Source organism: Lactobacillus gallinarum (assembly GCF_002160635.1).
In the GTDB taxonomy this organism is placed as follows: Bacteria; Bacillota; Bacilli; order Lactobacillales; family Lactobacillaceae; genus Lactobacillus; species Lactobacillus gallinarum.
This window is the reverse complement of record NZ_NFKZ01000010.1, coordinates 1-25,120: the sequence shown is the minus strand read 5'-3', so window position 1 is coordinate 25,120 and position 25,120 is coordinate 1. Positions and strand designations below refer to the sequence as shown.

Here is a 25,120-nt window from a genome sequence, read left to right as displayed (position 1 = left end):
GCTTTTAATAAAAAAAGCGGATAAGGCACAATATATAGTATTGTGAACCTAAAATAAAAAGGGAGTAGTTTGTTTATATGGAAAGACACGAGAATTATTTCGTTTGGCTATTTAATCAATTAAAGGGATGGCCAATACAAAATTATTGTTTATGGTTTTTTGCTTTTGGTTTTCAATTAGCATTACTTATTCAAGCTAAGGTTACCAGCGTAACTTTAATTACTTTTATTGGTACTTTATTAGGTACGCTTTGTGTATTGGCAATTAATGCTACTAAGGCAATTAATGGATGGTTAGGATTAGTATCAGCAGCTTGCTTTATTTATGCAGGTTGGTCAGCTAAGAATTATCTTTCCATCTTTGAACAAATTGCTTATATTGCAACTTTGGACTTACCAGTTATTTTGTCAGTAAAGTCATGGAATAATGATACTAAGAACCATTTGAGAAAATTTGGCTCAAAAGAATGGATCATCGCTATCGTTGGTACATTGGCTGTTTACTTAGTATCAGGCTTCTTAATTGGTAAGTTCACTAATGATCCACGTCCTTGGGTTGATGCTATCAGTTTTGCTATTTCACTTACTGCCGGTATCATGTGCTTCATGCGTTACAACAACCAATACTTCTGGTGGACTGCAAGTGGTATCTTTCAACTTGTTCTTTGGGGAATCACTTACGCACAAGGTGATGCCAACTTGGCTATGGCTATCAACTCATTGATTTATGTCATTAATGATGTTTTGGCATTTACCGTTTCACCTTGGTTTAACATGGGACGTCGTCATGCTGGGCTTAAAGAAATTTCCAAATAATAAGATTTAAAAAGCAGCGCAAAAAACGCTGCTTTTTTATTATGGTAGAATTAAACAAAAAAGTTGAAGAATAAGAAAATCAGGATGAAAAGCATGGCTTGAGCAAGAAGTACAAGCTGCAGGTTATAATGGAATCAATGATGTGTTCTTAGGTGAATACATCGATGGACAATTACGTTTGACCGGTTATTCTAAATAAGAAAAGAGATAAAGATGGCAGATTTTACTAAGGTAAAAGAATGGATTAAAGATGCGGATGCAGTGATCGTTACTGCAGGTAATGGCATGGCTAAAGAAGAAGGATTGGACATCTTAAGTGAAGAAAACTTCGATGACCAGTTTGGCAAAATTGCCGACAAATACGATGTGCATACAATTGGGGATGCCCTTGATAAGAAATTCGAATCTTGGAGTGAACAATGGAGTTTTTGGAGTGAATTGGTGAATGAATATTCTCTTCAATACGAACCTGGTGAAACGATGCAAGCTTTAAAGAAACTTTTGCAAGATAAGGAATACTTTATTGCAACTAGTACTTTTGCTCACTTTTTTGAAAATGCTGGTTTTAATGAGAATCACATTTTCAATGTCTTTGGCGATTGGACCAGAATGCAATGTTCTAGTGGTATTAACCATGGACAAAAAGATGATCGTGAAGTAGTCAAAAAATTTTTAGTGGGTGAAGGTGAAGTGCCAAAATGTGAAGATTGCAACAGTCCAATGGAGTTGCACATGCCGCTTAATGCTAACTTCTTCCCTGATACAGATGCTAATACTCGTTTTCGTTGGTTTTTAACTGGTAATGAAGACAAGAAAGTTGTAGTTTTAGAGCTTGGCGTCGATGAGACTAGTCCACAGCTTCTTGATCCAATGGTTAAATTGGTAGAACAATTTCCAAATTGGAAGTATGTAGCAGCTGATTTGGCTGATGAAGACATGCTAGATGATTTGAAGAAGAGATCAGCAGGCTTTGCAACTAGCTCGCGTGATATGTTGATGAATTTAACTAAATAGGGTGAACGATGAGTATTTACGTAAAAAACGGGGTTTTGCATGTAGATGGTGCACAAGATAAACTCCGGCAAAAGGGACAAGAAAAACCAGACTTTTTGTCTAATTACACAATGCTTGATATTGAAACAACTGGTCTTAGTCCTTTCCGTGATCGGATTACCGAACTTGGTGGGGTAAAAGTGAGAAATGGTCAAATTGTTGATCAATACACTAATTTAGTAAAATTCCCTAAAAATAATAAAGTTCCTGCTTTTATTACTAAATTAAACGGAATTACTGAAGAACAGTTAGTTAATGAGGGAATTCCTGCAGAACAGGCAATTAAGGAATTTCGTGAGTTTATCAGTGATGACATCATTATTGGTTATAATGTTAACTTTGACTTGAACTTCTTATATGATCTTAGTCAAAAGTACAACTTGCCAGTTTTAAATAATGATTATGTCGATGTGCTTCGCCTAGCAAGAGTATATTATCCGCGCCAGCATAATCGTTTGATTGACTGCATGCAGCGTGCGGGAATTGCTCAAGTAGAACAGCACCACGGCTTGGCAGATTCTCTTGATACAATTAAGGTGTATAACGACTTTAATCAGCATTTTACGGAGGATTTATTAGAGCAGGCAATTGGCAAAATTAAGAATGTCGATTTAACTGGGGATGAAGTTGATTGTTACCAACTTGGGTTCCGTAATCCTGTTCAAGATAAAAATATTGTTTTATCTGGTAATTTACACATGTATCAGCACGATGCGGAAAAAATGATTAACAATATGGGTGGTCAACTTGATCAAAATGTAGAAAATACTACGAATTATTTGATTATGGGTGATCATGATTTCTTTAGAAAAGATAATGATGACTTGAATAGAGCGCGTTTATTGATTAAAGATGGAGCTAAGATTAAGCGTTTATCAGAGAGTTTCTTTTTATCAATGCTTGATGATTGGGCTCGTAGTTAAAAGCTATCTTGAAAAAAGATGGCTTTTTTCTTTTGTTCTATTGCAAACTGATGTTTGAATTAGTATTATTTCTTAATAAATGGAGGATTTTTATGGCAAGAAGAAAACGTAAAAAACAGGGGACAGTTCTGTCATCAGTTATTGTTCTGATAGCAATCGCATGGGGACTTTTTACTAAAGCTGGCGGCGATCCAAGTGGTAGTCAATTTTTGAAAGATTTTACCGGCAATCATGATGAACAGCATGTAACCAATACGATTGGGGATGCTTCTAAAGCGAATAAGGCTTATGGCGGATTGTCTGATGTTGATTATAAAAAGTTAGCTAATTTGAATTTTAAGAGCGGAGATAAAGCTTTTACTGTAGTGAATCACAACCGCTCAACTTTAGTGAAAAATTCATGGAAGGTTAATCGTGTAATTTATTCTAATCTTGATTCACTTAACCGGACCTCTCGTCCTAACACTGCATTTTTAGAAAAGCGCAATGTGGCTAATGATAGTTTGAGAGTACGGCAATTTGTAGAGCCCACTGGCTGGCACTATAATCGTAGAAATGGCACACAAATTTATAATCGCGGCCACTTAATTGCTTATTCTGTTTCAGCTGGTATTGATCAAGATGGTAATTACAGTCCGCGTAATCAGTCAGGTGATCAGAATAACCCTAAGAATTTGTTTACTCAGTCTGCTTTTTCTAATCAAAAAATTCAGACAATTTTTGAAGCAAAGGTGCGTAAAGCATTACGTCAAAATAAGCGGGTAATTTACCAGGCAACCGCAATTTTTAGGGGCAATGAACTAATGGCACGAGGGGTAAATCTACAAGCTGTTTCTACTGATGGCTCATTAAATTTCAATGTTTATCTTTATAACGTGCAACCTGGCTATGAATTCAACTATAATAATGGCAGGGCTAAAGTTAATCAACAAATTCAGGTTAATGAATAGCAAAATTTGAATATAGATTAAAAAAGGAAGTACATGCATGAAAAAAGATAACTGTACCGCGATGCTTGTTGGTAAAGATGCTTCAATTGATGGCTCAACTATGATTGCTCGTGACGAAGATGGTTACGGCGGCATCAATGAAAAGCTTTTTGTTGTCAACAAAGCACGCCACTATGATGAAGACTACGTTTCAAAATACAACGGCTTTAAGATGCATCTTGAAGGTGATGGCTGCAAGTGGACTGCTGCTCCAACTGCAGACGGTTCAGAAGGTCGTTGGGATGAACAAGGTATTAACGAATATAACGTTGCCATGTCAGCTACCGAAACTGAAGCAACTAATGCACGTTGCTTAGGCCATGACCCACTCGTTGAAGATGGTATTAATGAAGATTCAATGGTTTATATCACCTTGCCATTTGTTAAGACTGCGCGTGAAGGGGTATTACGCTTAGGCCGTTTAATTGAAAAATATGGTACTGGTGAAACTAACGGAATTGCTTTTTCAGATAATAAAGAAGTTTGGTACCTTGAAACTGGTGCAGGTCACCAATGGGTAGCTGCTCGTGTGCCAGATGATTCTTACGCAATTTGTCCTAACATTATGGTGATTCAACACGTTGATTTTGATGATCCAGACAACTTTATGTATTCAGAAGGTATTCAAGAATTCGTTGAGAAGAATCATTTGAATAATAGTACTGATGGCAGTTTCTCATTTAGAGATATTTTTGGCACTAAGGATGAAGCTGATGCTTTCTACAACACCCCAAGAACCTGGTATGGTCAAAAGTTGTTTAATCCAAGCATTGAACAAGATCCAACTAGCCAAGAAATGCCATTTACTCGTGTACCTGAAAAGAAGATTGGCGTTGAAGATGTACAAAGATTTTTGACTAGTCACTACAACGGCACCCCATATGATCCAATGGATACCTTCTCATCTGGCACAGAAAAAGAACAAAAGATGTTCCGTTCTATTGCCTTAGATAGAAACCAAGAATCAAGCATTTTGCAAATCAGAAACGATGTTCCAGCTAAGATGGCCGCTATTCAATGGATCAACATGGGCTTTTACGCATACTCACCATACGTTCCTTTCTACACCAACATCGAAGATACGCCACTTAACTACAAGGTTGCTGATCACATGGTTGATCCAGACAGCAGTGCTTACTGGCTTTACAAGACTTTGCAAGTAATCGTTGAACCACGTTACCACCAATACATTTATGAAGTAAATGCTTACCGTGACGATTGCCAAAGTTATGCTATTAGCCGTGTTGACGCTATTGATGAAAAAGCTAAAGATCTTGAAGATACAGAATTGATCAAGTACTTGACTAATGCCAATGATGAGACTGCTGGTGTGATTACCAAGAAGACTAAGAAGTTAATGAGTGATTTGGTAAGACAAGCATTAAACAGCTCTAAATATCAATTCGAACGCGGAGATAATTTATAAAAAAAGGTCATGTTCAACCATGACCTTTTTTGGTGCGTACCACAACATTTAGAAAACGCGAACAAAAAATAAAATATTATAACGCGAAGGCTTGAATACGAACAAAATCCGAATACTGAGAGAAATTTATTTCATCAACACTGAGAAACCACGAATTTTTTAACTGAATCATTTGTGCTTTTTGCCCTTTTAGCTTAGAATTAATAGAGAAATTTATAAACTTAAATCAATATATAGTGGTGTGTGAAACTTATGAATGATGATAAATTTGTTGAAGTAAAGAACCTTAAAAAGGTTTACGACAATGGTCACGAAGCAATCAAGGACGTTAGCTTCTCAGTTAAGAAAGGCGACCTTGTTTGTTTACTTGGACCATCTGGTTGTGGTAAGACAACCATTTTGAACATGCTTGCAGGATTACTTAATCCTACTAGTGGAGATATCCTTTTTGATGGAAAGTCTGTTGTTAACGTAGCTCCAAAAGATCGACAAATCGGTTATGTTTTCCAGAACTACGCTTTATATCCACACATGACAGTACTGCAAAACGTAATGTTTCCTTTAACTGTAGGTAAACAAAAGATGCCTAAGGATAAGGCTAAGGAAATTGCGGAAAAGTACATGAAGACTACCCAAATTATGGAATTAGCTGATCAAAAGCCAGGTAACTTATCCGGTGGCCAACAACAGCGTGTTGCTATTGCACGTGCTTTGGTACAACAACCTAAGATTTTGCTCATGGACGAACCATTGAGTAACCTTGATGCACGTCTTCGTTTGAAGATTCGTGAAGAAATCCGTAACTTGGTTAAGAAAGTGGGCATCACTACTTTATTTGTTACCCACGACCAAGAAGAAGCCCTATCCATTGGTGATAAAATCATCCTCTTCAACAATGGTGTGATCCAACAAGACGATATGGGTCAAAACTTCTACCTTGAACCAAATAACTACTTCGTTGCTAACTTCGTTGGTAACCCAGTAATCGATAACTTCAAGGTTAATGTAAAAGACGGCAAGATTACCGGCTCAGACTTTGAAATTAATGTAGATGATTTAGATAAAAGTCGCTTCAAGCGTGACTTGACTGATGGCGAATACACATTATCTGTTCGCCCTGAAAATATTTTGCCAGCCAAAACTGGTCATGTTTCAGCTAAGATAGACGACGTTGAATTGATCGGCCGTGAACGTATTTTGAAATTTACTCATGATGGCGTTCAAGCTCGTTCACTTGTTGACCTTGAAACCCAAATTAAGAGGGGAGACAACGTTAACTTAAAGATGCGCCTTGATCGCGTATTCCTCTTTACTAAGGAAGGAGAGCGTGTCTACTAATGAGGAGCAATCAAAAGAAGGCTTGGCTTTTTTTAGCGCCAACAATCATTTTTGTTACTTTCTTTAGTATTTACCCAATTTTACGGGCATTTGTAATGAGTTTCCAAAGCGGTCCATTAATCAATTTGAACTGGACTGGCTTTAGCAACTATCAATACATCTTTAGTGATCCCGAATTTTGGCGCGCAATTAGAAACACCATTCTTTATGCGCTAATTTCGGTGCCTGTAGCATTAGCTATTTCAATCATGCTCGCATGGTTTATTTTCAGTAAGGTAAAGCACAAGTCATTCTTTGAAACGACTTTCTTTATGCCTTACGTTACTTCAACCATTGCGATTGGTATCGTGTTCCGTTACATCTTTAATGGTGAATACGGGATGCTTAACTTCCTATTAAGAGCACTTCATTTGCCAGCTCCTAACTGGATTGATGATCCATCAATGTCACTGACAACCATCATTATCTTTGGTGTTTGGACATCACTTGCCTTTAACATCGTTATCTTGATGGGTGCTCTTCGTAACATTGATCCAAACTACTACACTATTGCCGATATGTACGGCGCAACCGGTACCGAAAGGTTCTGGCGTATTACTATGCCACAACTTGTACCAACGATCGCCTTCTTATTGACGATGAACATTATTGCGGCATTCAAGATTTATACTTCCGTATATGCATTGTTCAACGGACAAGCAGGTGTCGGAAACTCAGCTACAACGGCAGTGTTCTACATTTATAACAAATTCCAAATTGTAGGTACGCCAGGTGTAGCGATGGCCGCAACGGTAATTTTATTCCTCATCATTATGTTCGTAACCTTCTTGCAACGTAAGATGATGAAAAAGATTGGGGGACGGTAAAAAATGAAGAAGATTCGTTGGGGTGCTTTAGTTGCTTACATCGTTTTAGCAATCTTTGCGATTATTACTGTCTTTCCATTTGTTTACATGATTTTGGGCGGACTAATGAGTTTTAGAGAAACAACAACGATTCCGCCAACATTAATTCCTAAGCACTTTGAATGGTCAAACTATGCTAAGGTCTTTGCCCAAGCACCATTTGCTCGTTACTTTTTAAACACCTTTATTACGGCTAGTGTAACGACTATCGTAAGTTTGTTTAACGCACTTCTTGGTGCTTTTGCCATGGTTAACTTGAAGTTCAAGGGTAAGGGCGTTGTACAAGTCGTTCTTTTGTCACTCTTGATGGTGCCAGGTGAAGCAATCATCTTCACTAACTACAACACCATTGCCAGAATGGGCTTACTTAACACCTACATCGGTTTGGTATTACCATTCTTGACTTCAATTTTCTACATGTACTACTTACAAAGCTACTTCGGCTCAATCTCACAAACCATCTACAAGGCTGCGATGATTGACGGGGCTAGCGACTGGGAATACATCTGGAGGATTTTGGTACCAATGTCTAAAGGTGGTTTGTTCACTGTAGCGCTTTTGAGCTTCATTTCAGGTTGGAATTCATTCCTATGGCCATTATTGGTAACCAATGAAGACAGCATGAGACTGTTGAACAACGGTTTAACTTCATTTGCCTCAGATGCAGGTAGCGAAACGCAATTGCAATTAGCAGCTGCTACATTAACCGTTTTGCCAATCTTGATCTTATACTTCATCTTTAGAAAGCAAATTATTCGAGGAGTAGTACGTAATGACCTTAAAGGATAAAACAACCGTTACCTTTTATAACGGTTTAACCACAATTGGTGGACCAATGATCGAAGTGGCTTATAACAAGTCACACGTTCTGTTTGACTTAGGCGAAGTATATCGTCCTGAGTTAAAGCTGCCAGATGAAAGTTACCAAACTTTGATTAAAAATCAGTTGATTGGGGATGTGCCTAATTTTTACGATCCAAAAATTACGGGCAAGCCAATCGATACTGAACGCTGGGAACACTCTGCAGCTTACATTTCACACTTACACTTGGACCACAGCAAGGCCCTAAACTTGCTTGCACCTGAAATTTCACTTTATGCAGGTCCAATTACTGCTCATTTACTTCCTGCTTTGAATGAAAATGGCGACTTTCTTTTACCAGCCGCTGGACACGAGAAGAACTACACTCGTCCAATCATTGCGGCTGAGTATAAGAAGCCGATCAAGGTGGGAGATATTACCTTGGAAATATATCCTAGTGACCACGATGCTTACGGTGCAACTGGCTTACTAGTTAAGACACCGGACAAGCAAATCGCCTACACTGGTGATATTCGTTTGCATGGCTACCACCCAGATTGGGTTCGTGCCTTCATGCAAGCGGCCAAAGCTAGCGATATGTTGATCATTGAGGGTACTGGCGTTTCTTGGCCAGAAGAAAAGCACGATGAAAGCAGCGAAGAATTCACTGGTCCTAAGAACGAAGTGGAGTTAACTGAAAAAATCGTGCGCTTGCAAAACGCCCACCCTGATCGCCAAATCACCTTTAACACTTACCCAACTAACGTGGAGCGTTTGCTTAGAATTGTTTCTGATTCTCCACGTAAGGTGGTTTTGCATGCTAAGCGTGCGCATTTGATTAAGGACAGTCTTAACGAAGATTATCCATATTACTACTTGCCAGAAGACAAGAAGTATTCTGATTTGAATCCAGAGCTTGAAGTCAGCTATGACGAGCTTTTGGCGGATAATCATAAATACTTGTGGCAAGCTGTAAGCGATTATGATAAGCTTCAAGTGGGCGGCCTTTACATCCACTCAAATGCCGAGCCATTGGGTGACTTTGACCCTGCCTACAAGCCATTTGTAGAGCAATTCGCTAAAAATAAAATTGAGTTCATTGCATTGCGTTGCTCAGGCCACGCCGATGAAAAAGAACTCAAAGAAATAATTGGTGGGATTCAGCCAGCTATTTTGGTACCGGTGCACACATTGCATCCGGAGCTGGAAGAGAATCCATTTGGAGAACGTATTTTACCTAAGCGTGGTCAAACAGTCACGCTTTAGTAAAATTAAAGATTATTGTTGTTTAGTTTTATTTTTTAGGAGGATTTATCCAAATGAAGTTTAGTAAGAAACTTGCTATGGCTGCCGTTGCTGCTTTAGCCTTAGTAGGAACTGCCGCTTGTTCAAATGGCGGTAGCAACTCTTCATCAAGTTCATCAGAAAAGATTCCATCAAAGATTACTAAGAAGACTACAGTTGTATTTTGGAACGCTATGCCTGGTGTACAAGGTTCTACTTTGAAGCAATTGACTAACGAATTCGAAAAGAAGAACCCAAAGATTAATGTTAAGTTGGAAAACCAAGGTGATTACAATGATTTGCAAGCTAAGATTAACTCAACTTTGCAATCACCAAACAACTTGCCAACTATCACCCAAGCATATCCAGGCTGGCTTTGGAATGCTGCACAAAACAAGATGCTTGTAAACATGACTCCATACATCAACAACAAGAATGTTGGTTGGGGTAGTGCTAAGGCATCCGGTATTAGAACCGAACTTCTTGACGGTGCTAAGATCAAGGGTACCCAATATGGTATTCCGTTTAACAAGTCAATCGAAACTTTGACTTATAACGCTGACATGTTCAAGAAGTATGGCATTAAGAAAGTTCCAACCACTATGGACGAACTTAAGCAAGTGTCAGAAACTATTTACAAGAAGAGTAACCACAAGGTTGTGGGTGCTGGTTTTGACTCACTTTCAAACTACTACACTCTTGGCTTGAAGAACGAAGGCGTTAACTTCTCAGACAAGGTTAACTTCAGTGGTGCTGCTTCAAAGAAGGTTATTAACTACTACGCAGATGGTATCAAGAAGGGTTACTTCAGAGTAGCTGGTTCAGAACACTACCTTTCAGGTCCATTTGCTAACGAAAAGGTTGCTATGTTCATCGGTACTTCAGCAGGTGAAGGTTTCGTTAAGCAAGGTGTAGGCAACAAGTTCACTTACGACGTTGCTCCACGTCCTGGCAAGTACACTATGCAACAAGGTACTGACATTTACATGTTCAACCACGCAACTGCTGATCAAAAGGCAGCCGCATTTAAGTACATTAAGTTCTTGGTATCTAAGTCAAGTCAACTTAAGTGGGCTAATGCTACTGGTTACATTCCAGTTAACGAAAGCGTTGTAACCTCAAGCGAATACAAGAACAACAAGAGCACCAAGCTTCCTGCTAAACTTGAAGACTCAATGAAGCACTTGTACAGTGTTCCTGTTTCAAAGAACTCAAACGCTGCATACCAACAATTGAACAGCATTATGCAAAACATTTTGTCCGCAGCACAAAAGGGTCAAAATGTTAACAGCCAAATTAACGCTGGTAAGCAAAAGTTTGATGCTGCTTGGAAGCAATAAAACTAAATAGCAATTAATGTTAAAAGCAGACCGTGCTGGGCCTGCTTTTTTTTGATGGAAATAATAAGTTTACAGTTCCTATGTGCTTAGAAAAAATGTTAACATTTAAGAAGCGAATAAAAAGTAGAGGTGAGCTGGTTGATTAGACAACAAAATTTCCCCGTACCAACAAAATATAAGTGGTACGACATCAACAACTTAAGTGAAGAAGATAGTGAGAAATTGCAAAGAGACTTCAATTTTACCCCGGATATTATTTCTTATATTTCCGACCGTCACGAACGTCCTCACTATGACTATGATGTGCATACGCATAGTCACCTGTTAGTTTATGATGTACCTATTTGGCCAACTAATACAATTAAACATTTCACTTCACACCCAATCACTTTCTTAGTTGTTGGTGAGAATGTCTTTACTTTCCATACGGAATCAACTAGCTATGTTTTTGATGAATTCAATGATGAACACATGCGTGAACGGCTTTCGGAGGCTAAAGATGTAACAGAGCTGTTAATGCTCTTCTTCCTTTATTCATCACAATATTTCCAGCGTGCTGTGACTCAATTGGATGTTGAGCGTAATAGTCTGGATCAGAAATTATCTGATGATATTAATAATAAAGATCTGGTTGAATTATCTAATATTGAAAAAAGTTTAGTTTATTTATCCAGTTCAATTCAGACAGATTTGATGATGCTTCACAGTTTGGACCATAGCAAATTAGACTTTACTAAGGATGCGCGTGAAAGACTTGATGACGTTCTCATTGAGTCAAGCCAGTCTGCAGAAATGGTTCAGATTTCACAACAAGTCACCAAGACGCTGTCGGCTACCTCAAATAACATGATGAACAATAACTTGAACGATACCATGAAATTTTTGACGGTCTGGTCACTGGTATTAACGATTCCAACTATTTTGACAGGGTTCTACGGAATGAATGTTAGTTTACCTATTTTAAAGAATTCGTTTGACTGGATTTTAATTATTGTCTTGATGGTCGTCTTAATGGTTTGGCTGGTCGTTTTGATGAAAAAGCATCACTTCTTTTAAAGAGGAAATCTTATGAAACATAAAATATTGGTAGGTTCGATTATTTCTACTCTGTTGGCATTCATCTTGTATACGAGCAACATGCGACGAGTTGAAAATGCACAATTGAAGATCGTGGGACCGACAACTAGCAAAGTTAAGAAAAGCAAAAAGAAAACTAAAGAGCCAAAAGTAAAAAAGGTTAAAGAACCTAAAGTTAATTCGATTGAATACTCGAATCATGTTAAGGCTAAAAGCGGTAGTAATAAACAACTGGTTAAGTTGATTAAGAATGTGATGGGACTTGATGATAGTTATCAAGTTGCCGTGCAAGATTTGAATAATTCTAGTCGCTATGCCGTTGTATCTAATACTGCCAAAGCCCATGACGCTAAAGATGTCATGAAATTGTTCTTGTTGATTGCACTTTATGAACAAGAGCAAAAGGGTAAGATGGGATCTAAAACTGCTGTTAAAATTAAAAAAGCAGATAAAGCTAAGGGCGATGGCATGTTCCAAGTTAATATGGCTTATGGCCTTGCCTACTTGCGTGAAGCTATGTTGAAGAATAATAAGACGGCTTCCAATGCTTTGATAAGAGAAATTGGCATTAAAAATATTGAATCAGTTGCTAAAAGAATGGGAGCTGACCAGACTACTATTGCCAAGAACTTTAATGGCGATAATTATGGTAAAACTACTGCTAATGATTTAGCTAAAACCATGATTGGTCTTTATCAAGGACGGGTCTTGAATCGACAATATGCCAGCAGGGTCTTGAGTACTTTAGCTAAGTCAAAAGAGCGAATCAAGATGGTTAAAGGCATCACTGGTGGTGTCTATGCTACAGGTGATAATGATTTTGCTACGGCAATTGTTCAAGGCAGAGGAAATTACTGTATAGCTGTTTGGAGCAGCAACAATAAGAACTTTAATAAGTTAGAAAAGAATGTTAACACCTGGTTTGATAAAAAACATAAATAAGAAATAAAGATAATGAAGCTTGAAAAGGGCTTCATTATTTTTTTATTAGAAAAAGCATTTATTTACACATTGTAGATTGTAATCTTCAAATTGTAGTGATATATTATCTAGTATGCTAGGAAAAGGAGGGACGTTATGGTACAAAAGAGAAATCTTGATTTGGATAAAATAATTGATCAAGCAACTAAGTTGATTAGTGAAAAGGGGTTGAGTGCTACAACTTTACCAGCTTTGGCAAAGGCATTAAATGTGCGCTCGCAGTCGCTATATCATTATGTATCTGGTCGCAAGCAATTATTATCTTTAGTTGGTGCAAGGGAGATTAAAATTTTGCGGCATCAATTAATGGATGACTTGATTGGCTTGTCTGGCAGGGATGCATTGCTTAAGTTTGCTGATACGGTGCGGGATTTTTTATTGAGTGACCAGGCTTTATCAAGCATTTTGTATCACTTGAATGAATATCCCAAGGATGCGGCAATTAGCCAAGAGATTTTGGATCTGATCAAATTGGGCGAGAGGCTTAATTTTAGAAAAGAAAGTGCCATTTCGTTCCATGCTTTAATTGGCGCTGTATTGGGTTACGTTTTTTTGGATAATTCTTCTTCATTTGTTGATGAAACAAAGGATGAATCTAATCGTAATTATCATGAGATGATTCTGCGACTTGTAGAACCAGTACCTGAATTACAAATAGGAAGGAAATAGGAAAGTGCAGAAATTTCTGAAAAACCATGTTTTTTCTTTAATTGCATGGGTTTTGATATTGATAATTTCCATTTTTGCTTTGCCTAATATCAAGGAACTGACTAATGCCCACTCGGACATTACACTTCCAAGCAGTGTACAAAGCAATGTGGCACAATCTATCAAAAACAATTGGGGTGCAAAAAAGAAGAACACCTATGAAGTAGCACTTGTTTTTAACAAGAAACACGGCAAGCTAACGGAGGCTGATAAAGCGGCCATCAACAATACGCTTGACAAGTTTACGAATGATAAACACAAGTATGGAATTAAGGATTCACTTCTTCCAGATTCCAATATTGCTACGAGAAAGAAGCTTCAATCAAAAGATGACACGACTTGGGTAGCGCAATTTAATATCGCTAAGAGTCATGGCACGATTGAGGAAGTTTACAATCAAATGAACAGAGATGCCAAGACGCAAGGTCTTCGCACTTATGTAACTGGTGCTGATATTTTGCAACATGACTTCTCTGCTTCAATCCAGCAAGGAATTAAGAAGACTGAAGCTATTACCGTTGTATTTATTTTCATTGTTTTGGTAATTGTCTTTAAGTCACCAATTGTTCCGCTAATTTCATTATTGACAGTTGGGGTATCATTCCTTACTTCCTTCTCAATCGTTACAAACTTAGTTGAACATGCTAATTTCCCATTCTCAAACTTTACACAAGTGTTCATGGTTATCGTCCTCTTTGGTATTGGTACCGACTACAACATCTTGCTGTATGATAAATTTAAGGAGAATCTAGGGAAAGGGATGGACAAGTACAAAGCCTTACATGATGCGCTTTTCAAAGCTGGTAAGACTATCCTGTATTCTGGTTCATCAATTTTAATCGGATTTACCGCATTAAGTTTAGCTAAGTTCTCAGTTTACCAATCAGCCGTAGGTGTAGCGGTTGGTGTTGCAGTACTTTTGGTAGTGCTTTTAACACTCAACCCATTCTTCATGGCAGTTCTTGGTAAGAAAATGTTCTGGCCAGTTAAGAAATTCACTGGTGAAAGCGATGATAAACTTTGGCATGGGATTTCTGCTTCAACATTAAAGCATCCAATTATTTACTTAATTGTATTGGCTGTAGTTGTAGTTCCATTCATGTTAATGTACTCAGGACACTTGAATTACGATGATACTGATGAAATTGCAGATTCAGTTCCATCTAAGCAAGGTTTATTGGTAGTTCAAAAACACTTCTCAGAAGGTATGGCTGAACCATCATACTTGTACATTAAGAGTAAGCATCGTTTAGATAATGAAGAAAACTTGAAGCTAATTGATCAATTGACCAAGCAACTTCAAAACTCAAAAGATGTTTCATTTGCGACATCTGTAACTCAACCATATGGTGAACCAATTGATATGCTTTATGTAAACAATCAATTGAACACTGTTAACGACGGTGTTGATCAAGCTCGTTCTGGTTTGGGTAAATTAAGTAAAGGTTCTAACAAGGTGGCTAATGGTGCCAACAGCTTGAAGGATGGTGCAGATCAACTTCAAGATGGTACTAGTCGTCTTCAAAGTGGTGCACAACAATTAGTTGGTGGTACTAGTCGTTTGCAAAACGGTGCTCAACAATTACAGAGTGGTGCCGTTCGTTTACAAAACGGTTCAAATCAATTAGTTAGTGGTGCTACTCGTCTTGAAACTGGTGCAGGTCGTTTGGCTAGTGGTACTCACGCACTTCAAAGTGGTGCAAGTAGCTTACAAAGCGGTGCTAACAAGTTGCAAAATGGTGCTAACAGTTTACAAGCTGGTACCAAGACCTTGCAAAATGGTACCCAACAAATGGCTAACCAATTGCAACAATTGAGTACACAACTTTCTAACCAATTGAGTGGATCAAACAAGCAACAACTTGCTGCATTGCAAACTGCTTTGCCACAAATTAACAGCGGTATTCAACAATTGAATGCTGCTTTAGGCAATTCTGTTGACGTTTCATCTGCAACTAGTGGTTTAGCTGCTGTACAAAAACAAGCTGCTCAATTAGAAAGCAGCTTGAAGGAGTTGCAAAGTGCTGCTGGTAGTGTCGGTTCATCTGTAAGTCAAGCAGATGTTCAATTAGCAATTAGTGCTGCAGTTCAATCAGCTGTGAAAGACGTTCCAAGTGATCAAAAGCAAGCTGCTCAGCAAGCAGCAACTGCAGCTGCAACCCAAGCGGTACAATCAGTTGTTCAAAAGGCTCAAGCTGGTGCTAATACTGATAAGTTAAAGTCAGCTATGCAAAATGCAACTCAAGCAGCTCAAGGTTTGCAAGGCTCGATGGCTGCAATGCAACAAAGTGATTTGATGACCCAACTTCAAAGTTTGAAGACTCAAGTGAATACTTTAGCTCAAGCTTCAAACCAAGCACTTCCAGGTGCCGCAACTGCTTTGAACCAATTAAGCTCAGGCTTAAGTCAAGTTCAATCAGCTGCTAGTGCAGGTGTTGCCGGTGCAAACAAGCTTAACTCAGGTGCTGCTGCTCTTAACAGTGGTGCAGGTCGCTTGAGTACTGGTCTTGGCAGTCTTGCAAGTGGTGCAGGTCGTCTTAACGCTGGAGTTGGCCAACTTAACAGTGGTGCAGGTCAACTTCAATCAGGCTTAGGTACTCTTGCCAACGGTGCAGGTACTCTTAACACTGGTCTTGGTACTCTTGCTAATGGTGCAGGTCAACTTAACTCAGGTGTTGGTCAATTAGCAAGCCAAGCTCCAGCTCTTATCTCAGGTATCGGTCAACTTAACAGTGGTGCCGGCCAACTCAGCATGGGTGCTGGCAAGTTAGCTGCTAAGGTTCCAGAACTTACTACTGGTATTGACACTGTAAACAGTGGTTTAGGTCAAGGTGAAACTTACTTGAAAGGCTTAGGCTCATCCGCTGCAGCAGATACCTTCTACATTCCAAAGGAATTCTTGAAGAATGAAATGTTCAAGAAGTCAATGGATGTATACCTCAGCCCTGACAAGAAGTCAGCTCAAATTATCGTAGTTTTCGATTCAAGCCCAAGTGCAACTGAAGCTACTAACGAATCACAAGAATTGAGCGCAATGGCTAAGAAGACTTTCCAAGGTACTGCTCTTAAGAATGCTACTGTTGCTATGGGTGGTCAAAGTTCAAAGATTAAGGATACTAAGACAGTTGCTAGTGGCGACTTCCTTAGAACTGCCGCAATCATGTTAATCGGTATCGGCATTGCCTTAATGTTTGTAACTCACTCACTTCTTCAACCAGTTTACATTCTTGGTACTTTGCTTATCGCATACCTTTGCTCACTTTCAATCAACCAATGGATTGTTAAGGCTGTTCTTGGTAGAGACATGCTTTCATGGAACACACCATTCTTCAGCTTTATCATGTTGATTGCCTTAGGTGTTGACTACAGTATCTTCCTCATGACTCGTTATCGTGAACTTGAGACTGAGGGCTACACAACTCCAAGTTCAAGAATCTTGAAGGCATGTGCTATTATCGGTACTGTTGTTGTATCAGCTGCAATTATCTTGGGTGGTACTTTTGCAGCCTTGATCCCATCAGGTATTCCAACCTTGATCGAAGTTGCTTTAACTGTTGATGTTGGTTTGTTAATCTTGGTATTTATCTTGCCAATTACTTTATCAGCCGCAGTTAAATTGACTTATGAAGGCGTCAACTTTGGTAGGTTGTTTAAGAAAAACAATAAATAATAATTAATGAAAAAGACTCTACAAATCCTGTAGAGCCTTTTTTATGTCCATAAGTAAAGAATAATTAATTACTAATAAAATCCGCTCATATCGTCACTATTTGCCTTCATCTGCATGTTATAATTGTTGTTAAAGAACCAAGAAGAGAGGATTTAATATGACTACGTGTCCAAATTGCGGTCAAGCAATCAATGAAACGGATAATATTTGTCCTAAGTGTAGCTTTAACTTAAAGAAGTATCGTGATGATTTTTTCACAGATCAACATTTAAAGGCTAAACATGAGTCAGCTGATGAAGGACAAAAAATTATCAGTCGTGCAGCATATCGCGCAGAATTTTATCCTGAAAAGCAAAATACTACTGTTCAAGCAATGATCAAATGGATTAGAGAAAATGCAACTTTAGTATTTTTGCTAGGAGTTTTTCTCTTAATTTTAATGAGCTTTTCAAGGGCGATTGGTTGGATTAGTTTTTTAGTTTTAATGATTTGGCTTTATATTATTTGTGATCGTAAGGAAAAGATTGAACGTTATACAGTTGATAAAAGATTAACTGAGAAGATAAATCAGGTTGGGTCTAATCTTTTCAACCGGGTCGATGAACATGAGGATAAAATAAAAGCCAAAAACACTAGCTTTACGCAAAAACATCCCCGCATTGAAAACCAAGTGCATAAAATAAAAAATCATAGTCGAAATCGTTACAACTATGTCCAATTATCAGTTATTCTAACTGCCTTGATTAGTTTGATTGTTCTTTTCACTGATTCTGGTGCAGCTGTTTCAGCTGTTGGCTATACTCAGAGAATGTCAATTTCTAATGTGATTTTTAGCTTGGCTGGAAGACTCTTATCTTCAGGATCATCTTCTATTTATTCAATTGTGCTTTATTTAGTTTGGCTGTTTTTATTCCTGTTTCCAATTTTTGTTATTTACAATGTATTAAAAAATACGCGCTCAAGCCAAATTTTAGCCTTTTCTTTGTCATTGATTGAAACCATCTTTTTAATCTATTTGATTTACAAATTATCTAGTTCGACTCGTGCAGCAACTGGTGTCATGAGTCAATTAACCAGTCAGCTGATTACATATGCTGTATCACTTGGAGCATCTACATATTTCTTGATTTTATCCAGTTTTTTAACTACAGCTTTATCAGGATATAACTTAATCGATAAAAAAGAAAAAACTAAACAGTAAGATAAAAGTGTCTGAAATATACCAATATTGTATATTTTCAGACACTTTTTTGGGTTTAGCTATTGCCGGCATATCTGGAATCTTGAGCTTAGGATTAAACAAGAAAAAGATGAGATAAAAAGAAGCAAAAATGCTTCTTTTTTAGTTTGAACTATTCATTACTCTTAGTAACATCGATTACTAAATGTTCGTTAACAAAAGCCATCATGCCTAAATCACTTAATTCACGGCCATATCCAGACTTCTTAACCCCGCCAAATGGTAATTCAGCAGCAGTAATCCAACGTCCATTAATGACAGTCATTCCAGTTTCGATTTGTGCCGCTACGTTTTGAGCACGCTTGATATCACTACTGATGACAGATGAGCCTAAGCCATAACTTGAATCATTAGCTAATTCAATAGCTTCATCATCATCTTCAACTACATAGATCTCTGCAACAGGGCCAAATAATTCTTGATCAAAGATAGGGTTGTTTTTATCAATATTAGTTAAAATCATCGGTCTAAAGAATGAACCCTTAGCATCAATTTCTGGGTATTGGTAAAAGACTTTAGCACCGCCATCGATTGCTGATTGAACCTGCTTTTCTAATTTGGTCTTAGTTCTTTGTGAGTTTAATGGTGGCAGGGTTGTACTATCATCAAGTGGATCGCCAGCTTTTAATTCAGAGAAGATACTCTTTAAGTCGTCTAGAACTTCATCATAACGGGATTTTTCAACGATAATTCTCTTAGATGAAGTACATACTTGACCGCCATTATAAGTTCTAGCATCCCTTAAAACATTGCGTAATAATTTTGGATCAGCATCATCTAGTACGATAAAGGCATCATTACCGCCTAATTCCATTGTAGACTTCTTTAAGTTCTTGCCAGCTTCTTCAGCTACAGCACTACCGCCGCGCTCTGAACCAGTTAAGGCAACACCTTGAATGCGTGGATCAGCAATAATATTTGCCAATTGATCATAGCTAAGAAAGAGATTAATCAAACTTCCTTCTGGTGCACCAGCTCTTTTAATAATTTTAGCAATTAACGCAGCTGAGCTTGGAACATTATGAGCATGCTTAAGTAAAACTGGATTACCCACAACGAAGTTAGGAGCAAATATACGTACAACTTGATATACTGGGAAGTTCCATGGCTCACACGCCATGATTACACCAGTAGCTTGTTTTAGATAATATGCATTTCTTAAATCACTTTTAATCGGAGTAGGCTCAAGCATTGCAGCAGCGTTATCGGCATAATAATCACAAATAGAAGCACATAACTCGACTTCTTCTTTTGATTCACGCAGCACTTTCCCCATTTCCAGGGTCATCATCTTAGCTAATTCGTCTTCATGCTCGCGAAAAGCATCAGCAATTTTATGTAAAAACTTAGCACGTTCACTTGGGTCTTCATGACGCCATTTTTTGTATAAAGTATGTGCTAGATTAATAGCTTCTTCTACTTGCTCAGCAGTAGGGTTATCATAGCTAGCAAATTCTTCGTTAGTGTATGGATTAATTGATTGATATTTAGACATTTTATTTTCCCCCGTTCAATTAAAAGATTATCCGCATAAATTCTGTTTTTATTATAAAATGTTTACATTAAAAACTCAGCTATTTTACATCGTCTAAATTTTTAATTAGCTTTCGAGCCTTGTTTAGCGTGATATTATTACGGTTGATACGGGCAAAAGCACAGGCGTCATGCAAGTGCTGGCTAATGATTTCTTTATTTTTATTTTGGGCTATATCATTGACACCTTGTTGCAAAAGAATTCTTGCCATGTAAAAAATTACGTGTTTTTCAGTTCCGATCTTGTAGGCATAACGCAAAAGTGAATTAGATTCTTTGTACATTTCGCGTTGACCATAGAATTCACTGGCATCGCATAAAATGGCAAGGGCATGCAAAGTGGTCAGTGGATTGTTGATTTCAACGCTTTTTATATTTTTGAGTACTTGGCTGTAATAATGCTCTGCTTTTTGCATTTCACCTTGGTTTGCATAAATCTGACTACAACCATTGAGTGCGAGCAAGCGATAGATATCGTTTTTAGGTAAATCTTTAGTTGTCAGAATATTATTGAAATAGAACAAGGCACTCATTTCGTTGCGATCACTTTTCAGAGCATATTGTCCCCGTAAAAATTGATAGTGTACCTGATTTTCTTTACGTTTAAGCGTATCTTCACTAACTTCGGACAATAAGTTCAAAATTTTAGTGTAGTCAAAGTTAATAAATGCAAAATCTGCATCAAATAATAGCTGCGTGATTCGTTGCTCATCACTACGGTTAATAATGTAGCCAACTTCAATGTGCAGACGATCGCATAACTGATTGAGAATTTTTAGGGAAGGTACTTGCCCATTATTTTCAAATTTACTTAAAGTTGATTGCGTACAGATGCCATGACAAAGATCAGTTTGTGATAGTTTCTGTGCTTTGCGTATTTGAATGAATTTTTTAATATCGATTATCATTATTTTTGTCTCTTAATTGTTTGATACAAAAAGTCGAGGGATTCATCAATGTAATCCTGACTATAATCCATGGCATGACCATGTCCTGGAATAACCAATAATTGGACGCCATGATTTTGCTTAGCTAAGAATTTAATAAAATCTAGCGTAGTGGATAATGGCGTCAGTTCATCTGCAGAGTTAATCATCATTAATTTATTTAAATTAGAAAAATCATATGATTGAGCATCAAGCTTTTGTAAAATATCAGATTTATCTGAGCCGGTATAAGTTAAAGTGAAGTATTTGTAAAAGGAGGCTCTAATTTGAGTAGGATCAGTGATACCAAAATCTTCTTTTGCTTGTGGTGAAGGTTTAACCTCCTGATGGTTTTTAATCCAATTAGTGTATTCAACAGGAGCAGACCAAGTTACAGTTGGAAAGCCATACTTACCAGCTACGTATAATGCCATTGTCCCGCCGACGCTAGCACCGATCTGGACTATATTTTTGATATCATCATTATCAGTGTAATCAGAGTCTAATAGCCAATCGACAAAATGAAGTGCATCATCATGAGCAGCTGGGAAATGAGCAGCTGGAGCTAAGCTATAGTTAGGAATAAAAGTCATGAACCCTGCATTAGCTAAATTAATGCCGATCTTCTTAACGTCTTTTTTATCTCCGCGGAACCAGCCGCCACCATGCCAAAAGATTAAAATTTTAGTCTCAGAAGTTGTATCATTTGGGTAGTAGATATCAGCTCCTAATTTTTTATTCTCGTCATAAATAATATTATTTTTAATGACAACCATGATTTGTGTTCCTTTCATTTGTACTATCAAGAATATTATATATTAATTAAAAAGCAGATAAGTTAATAAAGCCTTTTTTAGTTTTTTGATAGAATTAGTGCATTAAAGTTATGAAAGAAGGCGAAAAAGATGCATCATTTGTCAGCTAAGGCGAGTCGAAAATTAATTAATATTGCTACAGTGGTTTGCGGATTAGTAATTATTCTGTTGGTCATCTATTGGTATCGATTAGGGATATTTACTGATCAAGATAAGATGCGTGCTTATTTAGCCAATAAACAAATTGTGGGACCGATTATTTTCGTATTGATCCAGATTGTTCAGGTGGTAATTCCTATTATTCCAGGTGGTGTGTCGCTACTAGGCGGAGTAGTCTTTTTTGGACCAATTGCCGGTTTTATCTATAATTATGTCGGAATTTGTATTGGCTCGATTATTAACTTCTTTTTGGCACGGCACTATGGTCGTCCATTCATTTTGCATATTGTGTCGGAAAAAACGTTAGACAAATATATGAAGTGGACTGAAAATCAGAAGAAGTTTAATTGGTTCTTTGCCATCTGTATTGTTGCACCTGCTGCGCCTGATGATGTGCTTTGTTTGCTTGCGGGCTTAACTAAAATGAAGTTCTGGACCTATTTTTGGATAATTGTTTTAGGCAAGCCGTGGACAATTATTGCTTATAGCTTTGGCTTGCAGTATGGTGCAGAATGGCTGCTGAAGTTGATGGGTAAATAATGCTGGAATCAAAGAGAATATATTTAAGAAGATTTGAAGAAAAAGATGCAGAACAATTATTGAAGTGGGGCAGAAATGCCCGCTATCATAATCTGGCTGCCTTTGAGAATTATCAAAATATAGAAGAAGCCCAGCGGGGCGTAGAGCAGTATATGGCCCGTCCAGAGAGCTATATTATTTGTCTGCGTCAAAATGATCAGACGATTGGCTTGATTGAATTATATGAACGTGGTTTAGATGAACAAAGCGGCTTATTAAAAACAAAAGAAGTTGGCTTTTTGCTAGATCAGGCTTTTGAAGGCCATGGTTATATGACGGAAGCGCTGCATTTAATTTTAAATTATGCTTTTAAAAAGAAACGACAAAAAGAAATTTGGGCAGGCACTTTTGTAAATAATGAAAAGTCGCAGAAACTGTTGGAAAAACTAGGATTTCAGTATGTTTATACCGTAGATTATTCGCAGATTAGTACACTTTTTTCGTATCAAGAAAAATATTATTTGCTCAAACAAGCAGAATGGCTTAAAATAGACGCAAACATGAAATCCTAAGACTGCTTCAGAGAGTTCACGGTTGGTGCGAGTGAATGGATGTCGTTTCCAGATTTCGTTAAGATGGGCAATTAATAGTTGCACGGTTTGGCGTCGTTATCCGTCTATTAAGAGGTGCAGTTTATATTAGACTGAAGATGGGTGGTACCGCGAAGCTGTGTAAGAGCCGATTCGTCCCAAGCAAGGGATGAGTCGGCTCTTTTTTTGCATTATGGAGGTTTTTTAATGCTTGATATTAAGGTGATTCGTGAGAATCTCGATTGGTCAAAGAAAAAGTTAGCTACACGTGGCATTAAGCCAGAAGAATTGGATGAATTGGTAGAAATCGATGCTAAGCGTCGTAAGGATTTAACCAAGAGTGAACAATTAAAGGCTAAGCGTAATGACGTTTCTAAGCAAATTGCTGAAAAGAAGCGCAACAAAGAAGACGCAAGTGATGCTATTCAAGCTATGCGTGAAGTAGGTAAGGAAATCAAGGATTTAGATAAAGAAGTTACTGAATTAACTGAAAAGCAAAACTACATTTTGCTTAGATTGCCTAACTTCCCAGCAGATTCAGATCCAATCGGCCCTGATGATAGCTACAACGAAGAAGTTCGTAAGTGGGATGAACCAACTAAGTTCAACTTCAAGCCAAAAGCTCACTGGGACATTGGTACTGACCTTGGTATTTTAGACTGGGATCGTGCTTCTAAAGTTTCAGGTGCACGTTTTGTTTACTACATTGGTGCAGGTGCACTTTTGGAACGTGCTGTCTTTAATTTCTTCCTTGATGAAAACACTAAGGATGGCTACACCGAAGTTATTCCACCATACCTTGTTAACGATGCATCAATGCAAGGTACAGGTCAATTCCCTAAATTCCACGAAGATGTTTACACTATCGTAGATAACGACGATCCAGATAAGCCACGTGATTTGACTTTGATTCCAACTGCTGAAGTTCCTTTGGTAAACTATTTTAGAAATGAAATCATTCATGAAAACAAGTTGCCAATCAACGTAACTGCTTTATCACCAGCATTTAGAAGTGAAGCAGGTTCAGCTGGTCGTGATACTCGTGGTTTAATCAGAATGCACGAATTCCGCAAGGTTGAAATGGTTAAGGTATGTAAGCCTGATGAGTCATGGGATGAACTTGAAAAGTTAACTCACAATGCCGAACACTTATTGCAAAAGTTGGGCTTGCCATACCACGTAGTTGCTTTGTCAACTGGGGATGCAAGTTTCACTAGTGCAAAGACTTACGACCTTGAAGTTTGGATGCCTGCACAAGACAAGTATCGTGAAATTTCAAGTTGTTCTAACTGTACTGACTTCCAAGCTCGTCGTGCACAAATTCGTTACCGTGACGAAGATGGCAAGCTTCACTTAGCACACACTTTGAACGGTTCTGGTTTAGCTGTAGGTAGAGCAGTAGCTGCAATTTTGGAAAACTACCAAAATGAAGATGGCTCAGTAACTGTTCCTGATGTTCTTGTACCATACATGAATGGTATGAAGAAGATTACTAAAGAATCAAGTTTGATTTAGTAGAAGAAAATAATTAGAAAAAGGCCTAAGAATTAGCGTTCTTGGGTCTTTTTGTTCGCCCTGAAATAGCAAAAATGCAAAAAATCAAAATTTTTTTGAAAAAATTTTGATGAATTTAAAACTAAAATACAGCAAAAGACGAACTATTTATTTGAAAAGTAATTAAATTAACAAGATATATGAGATTTGAAAAAGACAATATAAATAGTAATTGTTACAACGTTACCTAGCGTTTCATGTTTAATTCGAACAAAAACTAGGATTTGACGAATAAGGATTGACCGTGTAATATATTTAACTGTCGTCGGGTGATAAAGAAATCGCCTGATGATGAAAAAAACAAATCAAAAAAGTTCTTGACAAAGGATTTGAGATTTGATAAAATATAAAAGCCGTCTGGTTCAGCCAGACGGAGGTAGTACTTTGAAAACTGAACAAAGTTTCGCTAAAAGTGTGCGGGTGTAGAACCCAAACAAGAAGCGAAGTCAATTCGCAAGCAATAAATTTGAGAC

21 protein-coding genes are annotated in these 25,120 nt (G+C 37.8%); 18 read left to right on the top strand and 3 right to left on the bottom strand.

Annotated elements, in window-relative coordinates:
- The first annotated feature begins 77 nt into the window (after nucleotides 1–77).
- The 15 genes from pnuC (at nucleotide 78) to B5E95_RS05160 (ending at nucleotide 18,512) form a co-directional block, all read left to right on the top strand.
- Nucleotides 78–815, top strand: coding sequence for a nicotinamide riboside transporter PnuC (pnuC, locus tag B5E95_RS05230; RefSeq protein WP_087235749.1), 738 nt, complete (start codon nucleotides 78–80; stop codon nucleotides 813–815).
- 213 nt (nucleotides 816–1,028) lie between these two features.
- Nucleotides 1,029–1,829, top strand: a complete 801-nt coding sequence (locus B5E95_RS05225; protein ID WP_087235748.1) for an SIR2 family NAD-dependent protein deacylase — start codon at nucleotides 1,029–1,031, stop codon at nucleotides 1,827–1,829.
- Between the two features lie 8 nt (nucleotides 1,830–1,837).
- Entirely contained in the window at nucleotides 1,838–2,791 is a 954-nt protein-coding gene (locus B5E95_RS05220) for an exonuclease domain-containing protein (RefSeq protein WP_087235747.1), read from the top strand.
- Nucleotides 2,792–2,883: 92 nt separating this feature from the next.
- Nucleotides 2,884–3,741 (top strand): DNA/RNA non-specific endonuclease, encoded by an 858-nt coding sequence (locus tag B5E95_RS05215; protein WP_087235746.1) that lies wholly within the window; start codon nucleotides 2,884–2,886, stop codon nucleotides 3,739–3,741.
- A gap of 37 nt (nucleotides 3,742–3,778) precedes the next feature.
- The gene (locus B5E95_RS05210; RefSeq protein ID WP_087235745.1) at nucleotides 3,779–5,206 is read left to right on the top strand and encodes a C69 family dipeptidase; all 1,428 of its coding nucleotides are present in this window, start codon (nucleotides 3,779–3,781) and stop codon (nucleotides 5,204–5,206) included.
- Between the two features lie 252 nt (nucleotides 5,207–5,458).
- Nucleotides 5,459–6,544: an ABC transporter ATP-binding protein gene (locus B5E95_RS05205; RefSeq protein WP_087235744.1), complete on the top strand. Its 1,086-nt coding sequence runs from the start codon at nucleotides 5,459–5,461 to the stop codon at nucleotides 6,542–6,544.
- Nucleotides 6,544–7,410 (top strand): carbohydrate ABC transporter permease, encoded by an 867-nt coding sequence (locus B5E95_RS05200; protein ID WP_025006297.1) that lies wholly within the window; start codon nucleotides 6,544–6,546, stop codon nucleotides 7,408–7,410. The genes B5E95_RS05205 and B5E95_RS05200 overlap by 1 nt, the downstream gene beginning before the upstream one ends.
- A gap of 3 nt (nucleotides 7,411–7,413) precedes the next feature.
- The gene (locus tag B5E95_RS05195) at nucleotides 7,414–8,238 is read left to right on the top strand and encodes a carbohydrate ABC transporter permease (RefSeq protein ID WP_013438528.1); all 825 of its coding nucleotides are present in this window, start codon (nucleotides 7,414–7,416) and stop codon (nucleotides 8,236–8,238) included.
- Nucleotides 8,222–9,517 carry an MBL fold metallo-hydrolase gene (locus tag B5E95_RS05190; protein WP_087235743.1) on the top strand — a complete coding sequence of 432 codons (1,296 nt, stop codon included), beginning with the start codon at nucleotides 8,222–8,224 and terminating at the stop codon, nucleotides 9,515–9,517. Before B5E95_RS05195 ends, B5E95_RS05190 begins: the two co-directional genes overlap by 17 nt.
- Nucleotides 9,518–9,570: 53 nt before the next feature.
- Nucleotides 9,571–10,875 carry an extracellular solute-binding protein gene (locus B5E95_RS05185; RefSeq protein ID WP_087235742.1) on the top strand — a complete coding sequence of 435 codons (1,305 nt, stop codon included), beginning with the start codon at nucleotides 9,571–9,573 and terminating at the stop codon, nucleotides 10,873–10,875.
- A gap of 138 nt (nucleotides 10,876–11,013) precedes the next feature.
- On the top strand, nucleotides 11,014–11,931 hold the full coding sequence (locus B5E95_RS05180) for a magnesium transporter CorA family protein (protein WP_056945472.1): 918 nt from the start codon (nucleotides 11,014–11,016) through the stop codon (nucleotides 11,929–11,931).
- Nucleotides 11,932–11,943: 12 nt separating this feature from the next.
- Nucleotides 11,944–12,894 carry a serine hydrolase gene (locus tag B5E95_RS05175; protein ID WP_087235741.1) on the top strand — a complete coding sequence of 317 codons (951 nt, stop codon included), beginning with the start codon at nucleotides 11,944–11,946 and terminating at the stop codon, nucleotides 12,892–12,894.
- Nucleotides 12,895–13,029: 135 nt separating this feature from the next.
- Nucleotides 13,030–13,602: a TetR/AcrR family transcriptional regulator gene (locus tag B5E95_RS05170; RefSeq protein WP_025006300.1), complete on the top strand. Its 573-nt coding sequence runs from the start codon at nucleotides 13,030–13,032 to the stop codon at nucleotides 13,600–13,602.
- 4 nt (nucleotides 13,603–13,606) lie between these two features.
- The gene (locus B5E95_RS05165; RefSeq protein WP_087235740.1) at nucleotides 13,607–17,311 is read left to right on the top strand and encodes an MMPL family transporter; all 3,705 of its coding nucleotides are present in this window, start codon (nucleotides 13,607–13,609) and stop codon (nucleotides 17,309–17,311) included.
- Between the two features lie 157 nt (nucleotides 17,312–17,468).
- On the top strand, nucleotides 17,469–18,512 hold the full coding sequence (locus B5E95_RS05160) for a zinc ribbon domain-containing protein (protein ID WP_087235739.1): 1,044 nt from the start codon (nucleotides 17,469–17,471) through the stop codon (nucleotides 18,510–18,512).
- 151 nt (nucleotides 18,513–18,663) lie between these two features.
- On the opposite strand, the gene B5E95_RS05155 is transcribed toward B5E95_RS05160, so the two are convergent.
- The 3 genes from B5E95_RS05155 to B5E95_RS05145 form a co-directional block, all read right to left on the bottom strand.
- Entirely contained in the window at nucleotides 18,664–20,046 is a 1,383-nt protein-coding gene (locus B5E95_RS05155) for an NAD-dependent succinate-semialdehyde dehydrogenase (RefSeq protein ID WP_087235738.1), read from the bottom strand.
- Nucleotides 20,047–20,125: 79 nt separating this feature from the next.
- A complete protein-coding gene (locus tag B5E95_RS05150) occupies nucleotides 20,126–20,989 on the bottom strand; it encodes a helix-turn-helix domain-containing protein (protein ID WP_087235762.1) in 864 nt (287 codons plus the stop codon).
- 2 nt (nucleotides 20,990–20,991) lie between these two features.
- Nucleotides 20,992–21,786, bottom strand: a complete 795-nt coding sequence (locus B5E95_RS05145; RefSeq protein WP_087235737.1) for an alpha/beta hydrolase family protein — start codon at nucleotides 21,784–21,786, stop codon at nucleotides 20,992–20,994.
- 129 nt (nucleotides 21,787–21,915) lie between these two features.
- Here B5E95_RS05145 and B5E95_RS05140 point away from each other — a divergent pair, with 129 nt between their 5' ends.
- The 3 genes from B5E95_RS05140 (at nucleotide 21,916) to serS (ending at nucleotide 24,608) form a co-directional block, all read left to right on the top strand.
- Complete coding sequence (locus B5E95_RS05140; RefSeq protein ID WP_025006305.1) at nucleotides 21,916–22,524, top strand: TVP38/TMEM64 family protein; 609 nt, start codon at nucleotides 21,916–21,918, stop codon at nucleotides 22,522–22,524.
- Complete coding sequence (locus tag B5E95_RS05135; protein WP_087176362.1) at nucleotides 22,524–23,075, top strand: GNAT family N-acetyltransferase; 552 nt, start codon at nucleotides 22,524–22,526, stop codon at nucleotides 23,073–23,075. The genes B5E95_RS05140 and B5E95_RS05135 overlap by 1 nt, the downstream gene beginning before the upstream one ends.
- 225 nt (nucleotides 23,076–23,300) lie before the next feature.
- Nucleotides 23,301–24,608: a serine--tRNA ligase gene (gene serS, locus B5E95_RS05130; protein ID WP_087176361.1), complete on the top strand. Its 1,308-nt coding sequence runs from the start codon at nucleotides 23,301–23,303 to the stop codon at nucleotides 24,606–24,608.
- The last annotated feature ends 512 nt before the right edge of the window (nucleotides 24,609–25,120 follow it).

Bases quoted from the DNA above. Each gene is read 5' to 3' on its own strand.
- pnuC (WP_087235749.1), top strand. From the start codon at position 78: ATGGAAAGACACGAGAATTATTTCGTTTGGCTATTTAATCAATTAAAG.
- B5E95_RS05225 (WP_087235748.1), top strand. From the start codon at position 1,029: ATGGCAGATTTTACTAAGGTAAAAGAATGGATTAAAGATGCGGATGCA.
- B5E95_RS05220 (WP_087235747.1), top strand. From the start codon at position 1,838: ATGAGTATTTACGTAAAAAACGGGGTTTTGCATGTAGATGGTGCACAA.
- B5E95_RS05215 (WP_087235746.1), top strand. From the start codon at position 2,884: ATGGCAAGAAGAAAACGTAAAAAACAGGGGACAGTTCTGTCATCAGTT.
- B5E95_RS05210 (WP_087235745.1), top strand. From the start codon at position 3,779: ATGAAAAAAGATAACTGTACCGCGATGCTTGTTGGTAAAGATGCTTCA.
- B5E95_RS05205 (WP_087235744.1), top strand. From the start codon at position 5,459: ATGAATGATGATAAATTTGTTGAAGTAAAGAACCTTAAAAAGGTTTAC.
- B5E95_RS05200 (WP_025006297.1), top strand. From the start codon at position 6,544: ATGAGGAGCAATCAAAAGAAGGCTTGGCTTTTTTTAGCGCCAACAATC.
- B5E95_RS05195 (WP_013438528.1), top strand. From the start codon at position 7,414: ATGAAGAAGATTCGTTGGGGTGCTTTAGTTGCTTACATCGTTTTAGCA.
- B5E95_RS05190 (WP_087235743.1), top strand. From the start codon at position 8,222: ATGACCTTAAAGGATAAAACAACCGTTACCTTTTATAACGGTTTAACC.
- B5E95_RS05185 (WP_087235742.1), top strand. From the start codon at position 9,571: ATGAAGTTTAGTAAGAAACTTGCTATGGCTGCCGTTGCTGCTTTAGCC.
- B5E95_RS05175 (WP_087235741.1), top strand. From the start codon at position 11,944: ATGAAACATAAAATATTGGTAGGTTCGATTATTTCTACTCTGTTGGCA.
- B5E95_RS05170 (WP_025006300.1), top strand. From the start codon at position 13,030: ATGGTACAAAAGAGAAATCTTGATTTGGATAAAATAATTGATCAAGCA.
- B5E95_RS05160 (WP_087235739.1), top strand. From the start codon at position 17,469: ATGACTACGTGTCCAAATTGCGGTCAAGCAATCAATGAAACGGATAAT.
- B5E95_RS05155 (WP_087235738.1), bottom strand. From the start codon at position 20,046: ATGTCTAAATATCAATCAATTAATCCATACACTAACGAAGAATTTGCT.
- B5E95_RS05145 (WP_087235737.1), bottom strand. From the start codon at position 21,786: ATGGTTGTCATTAAAAATAATATTATTTATGACGAGAATAAAAAATTA.
- B5E95_RS05140 (WP_025006305.1), top strand. From the start codon at position 21,916: ATGCATCATTTGTCAGCTAAGGCGAGTCGAAAATTAATTAATATTGCT.
- B5E95_RS05135 (WP_087176362.1), top strand. From the start codon at position 22,524: ATGCTGGAATCAAAGAGAATATATTTAAGAAGATTTGAAGAAAAAGAT.
- serS (WP_087176361.1), top strand. From the start codon at position 23,301: ATGCTTGATATTAAGGTGATTCGTGAGAATCTCGATTGGTCAAAGAAA.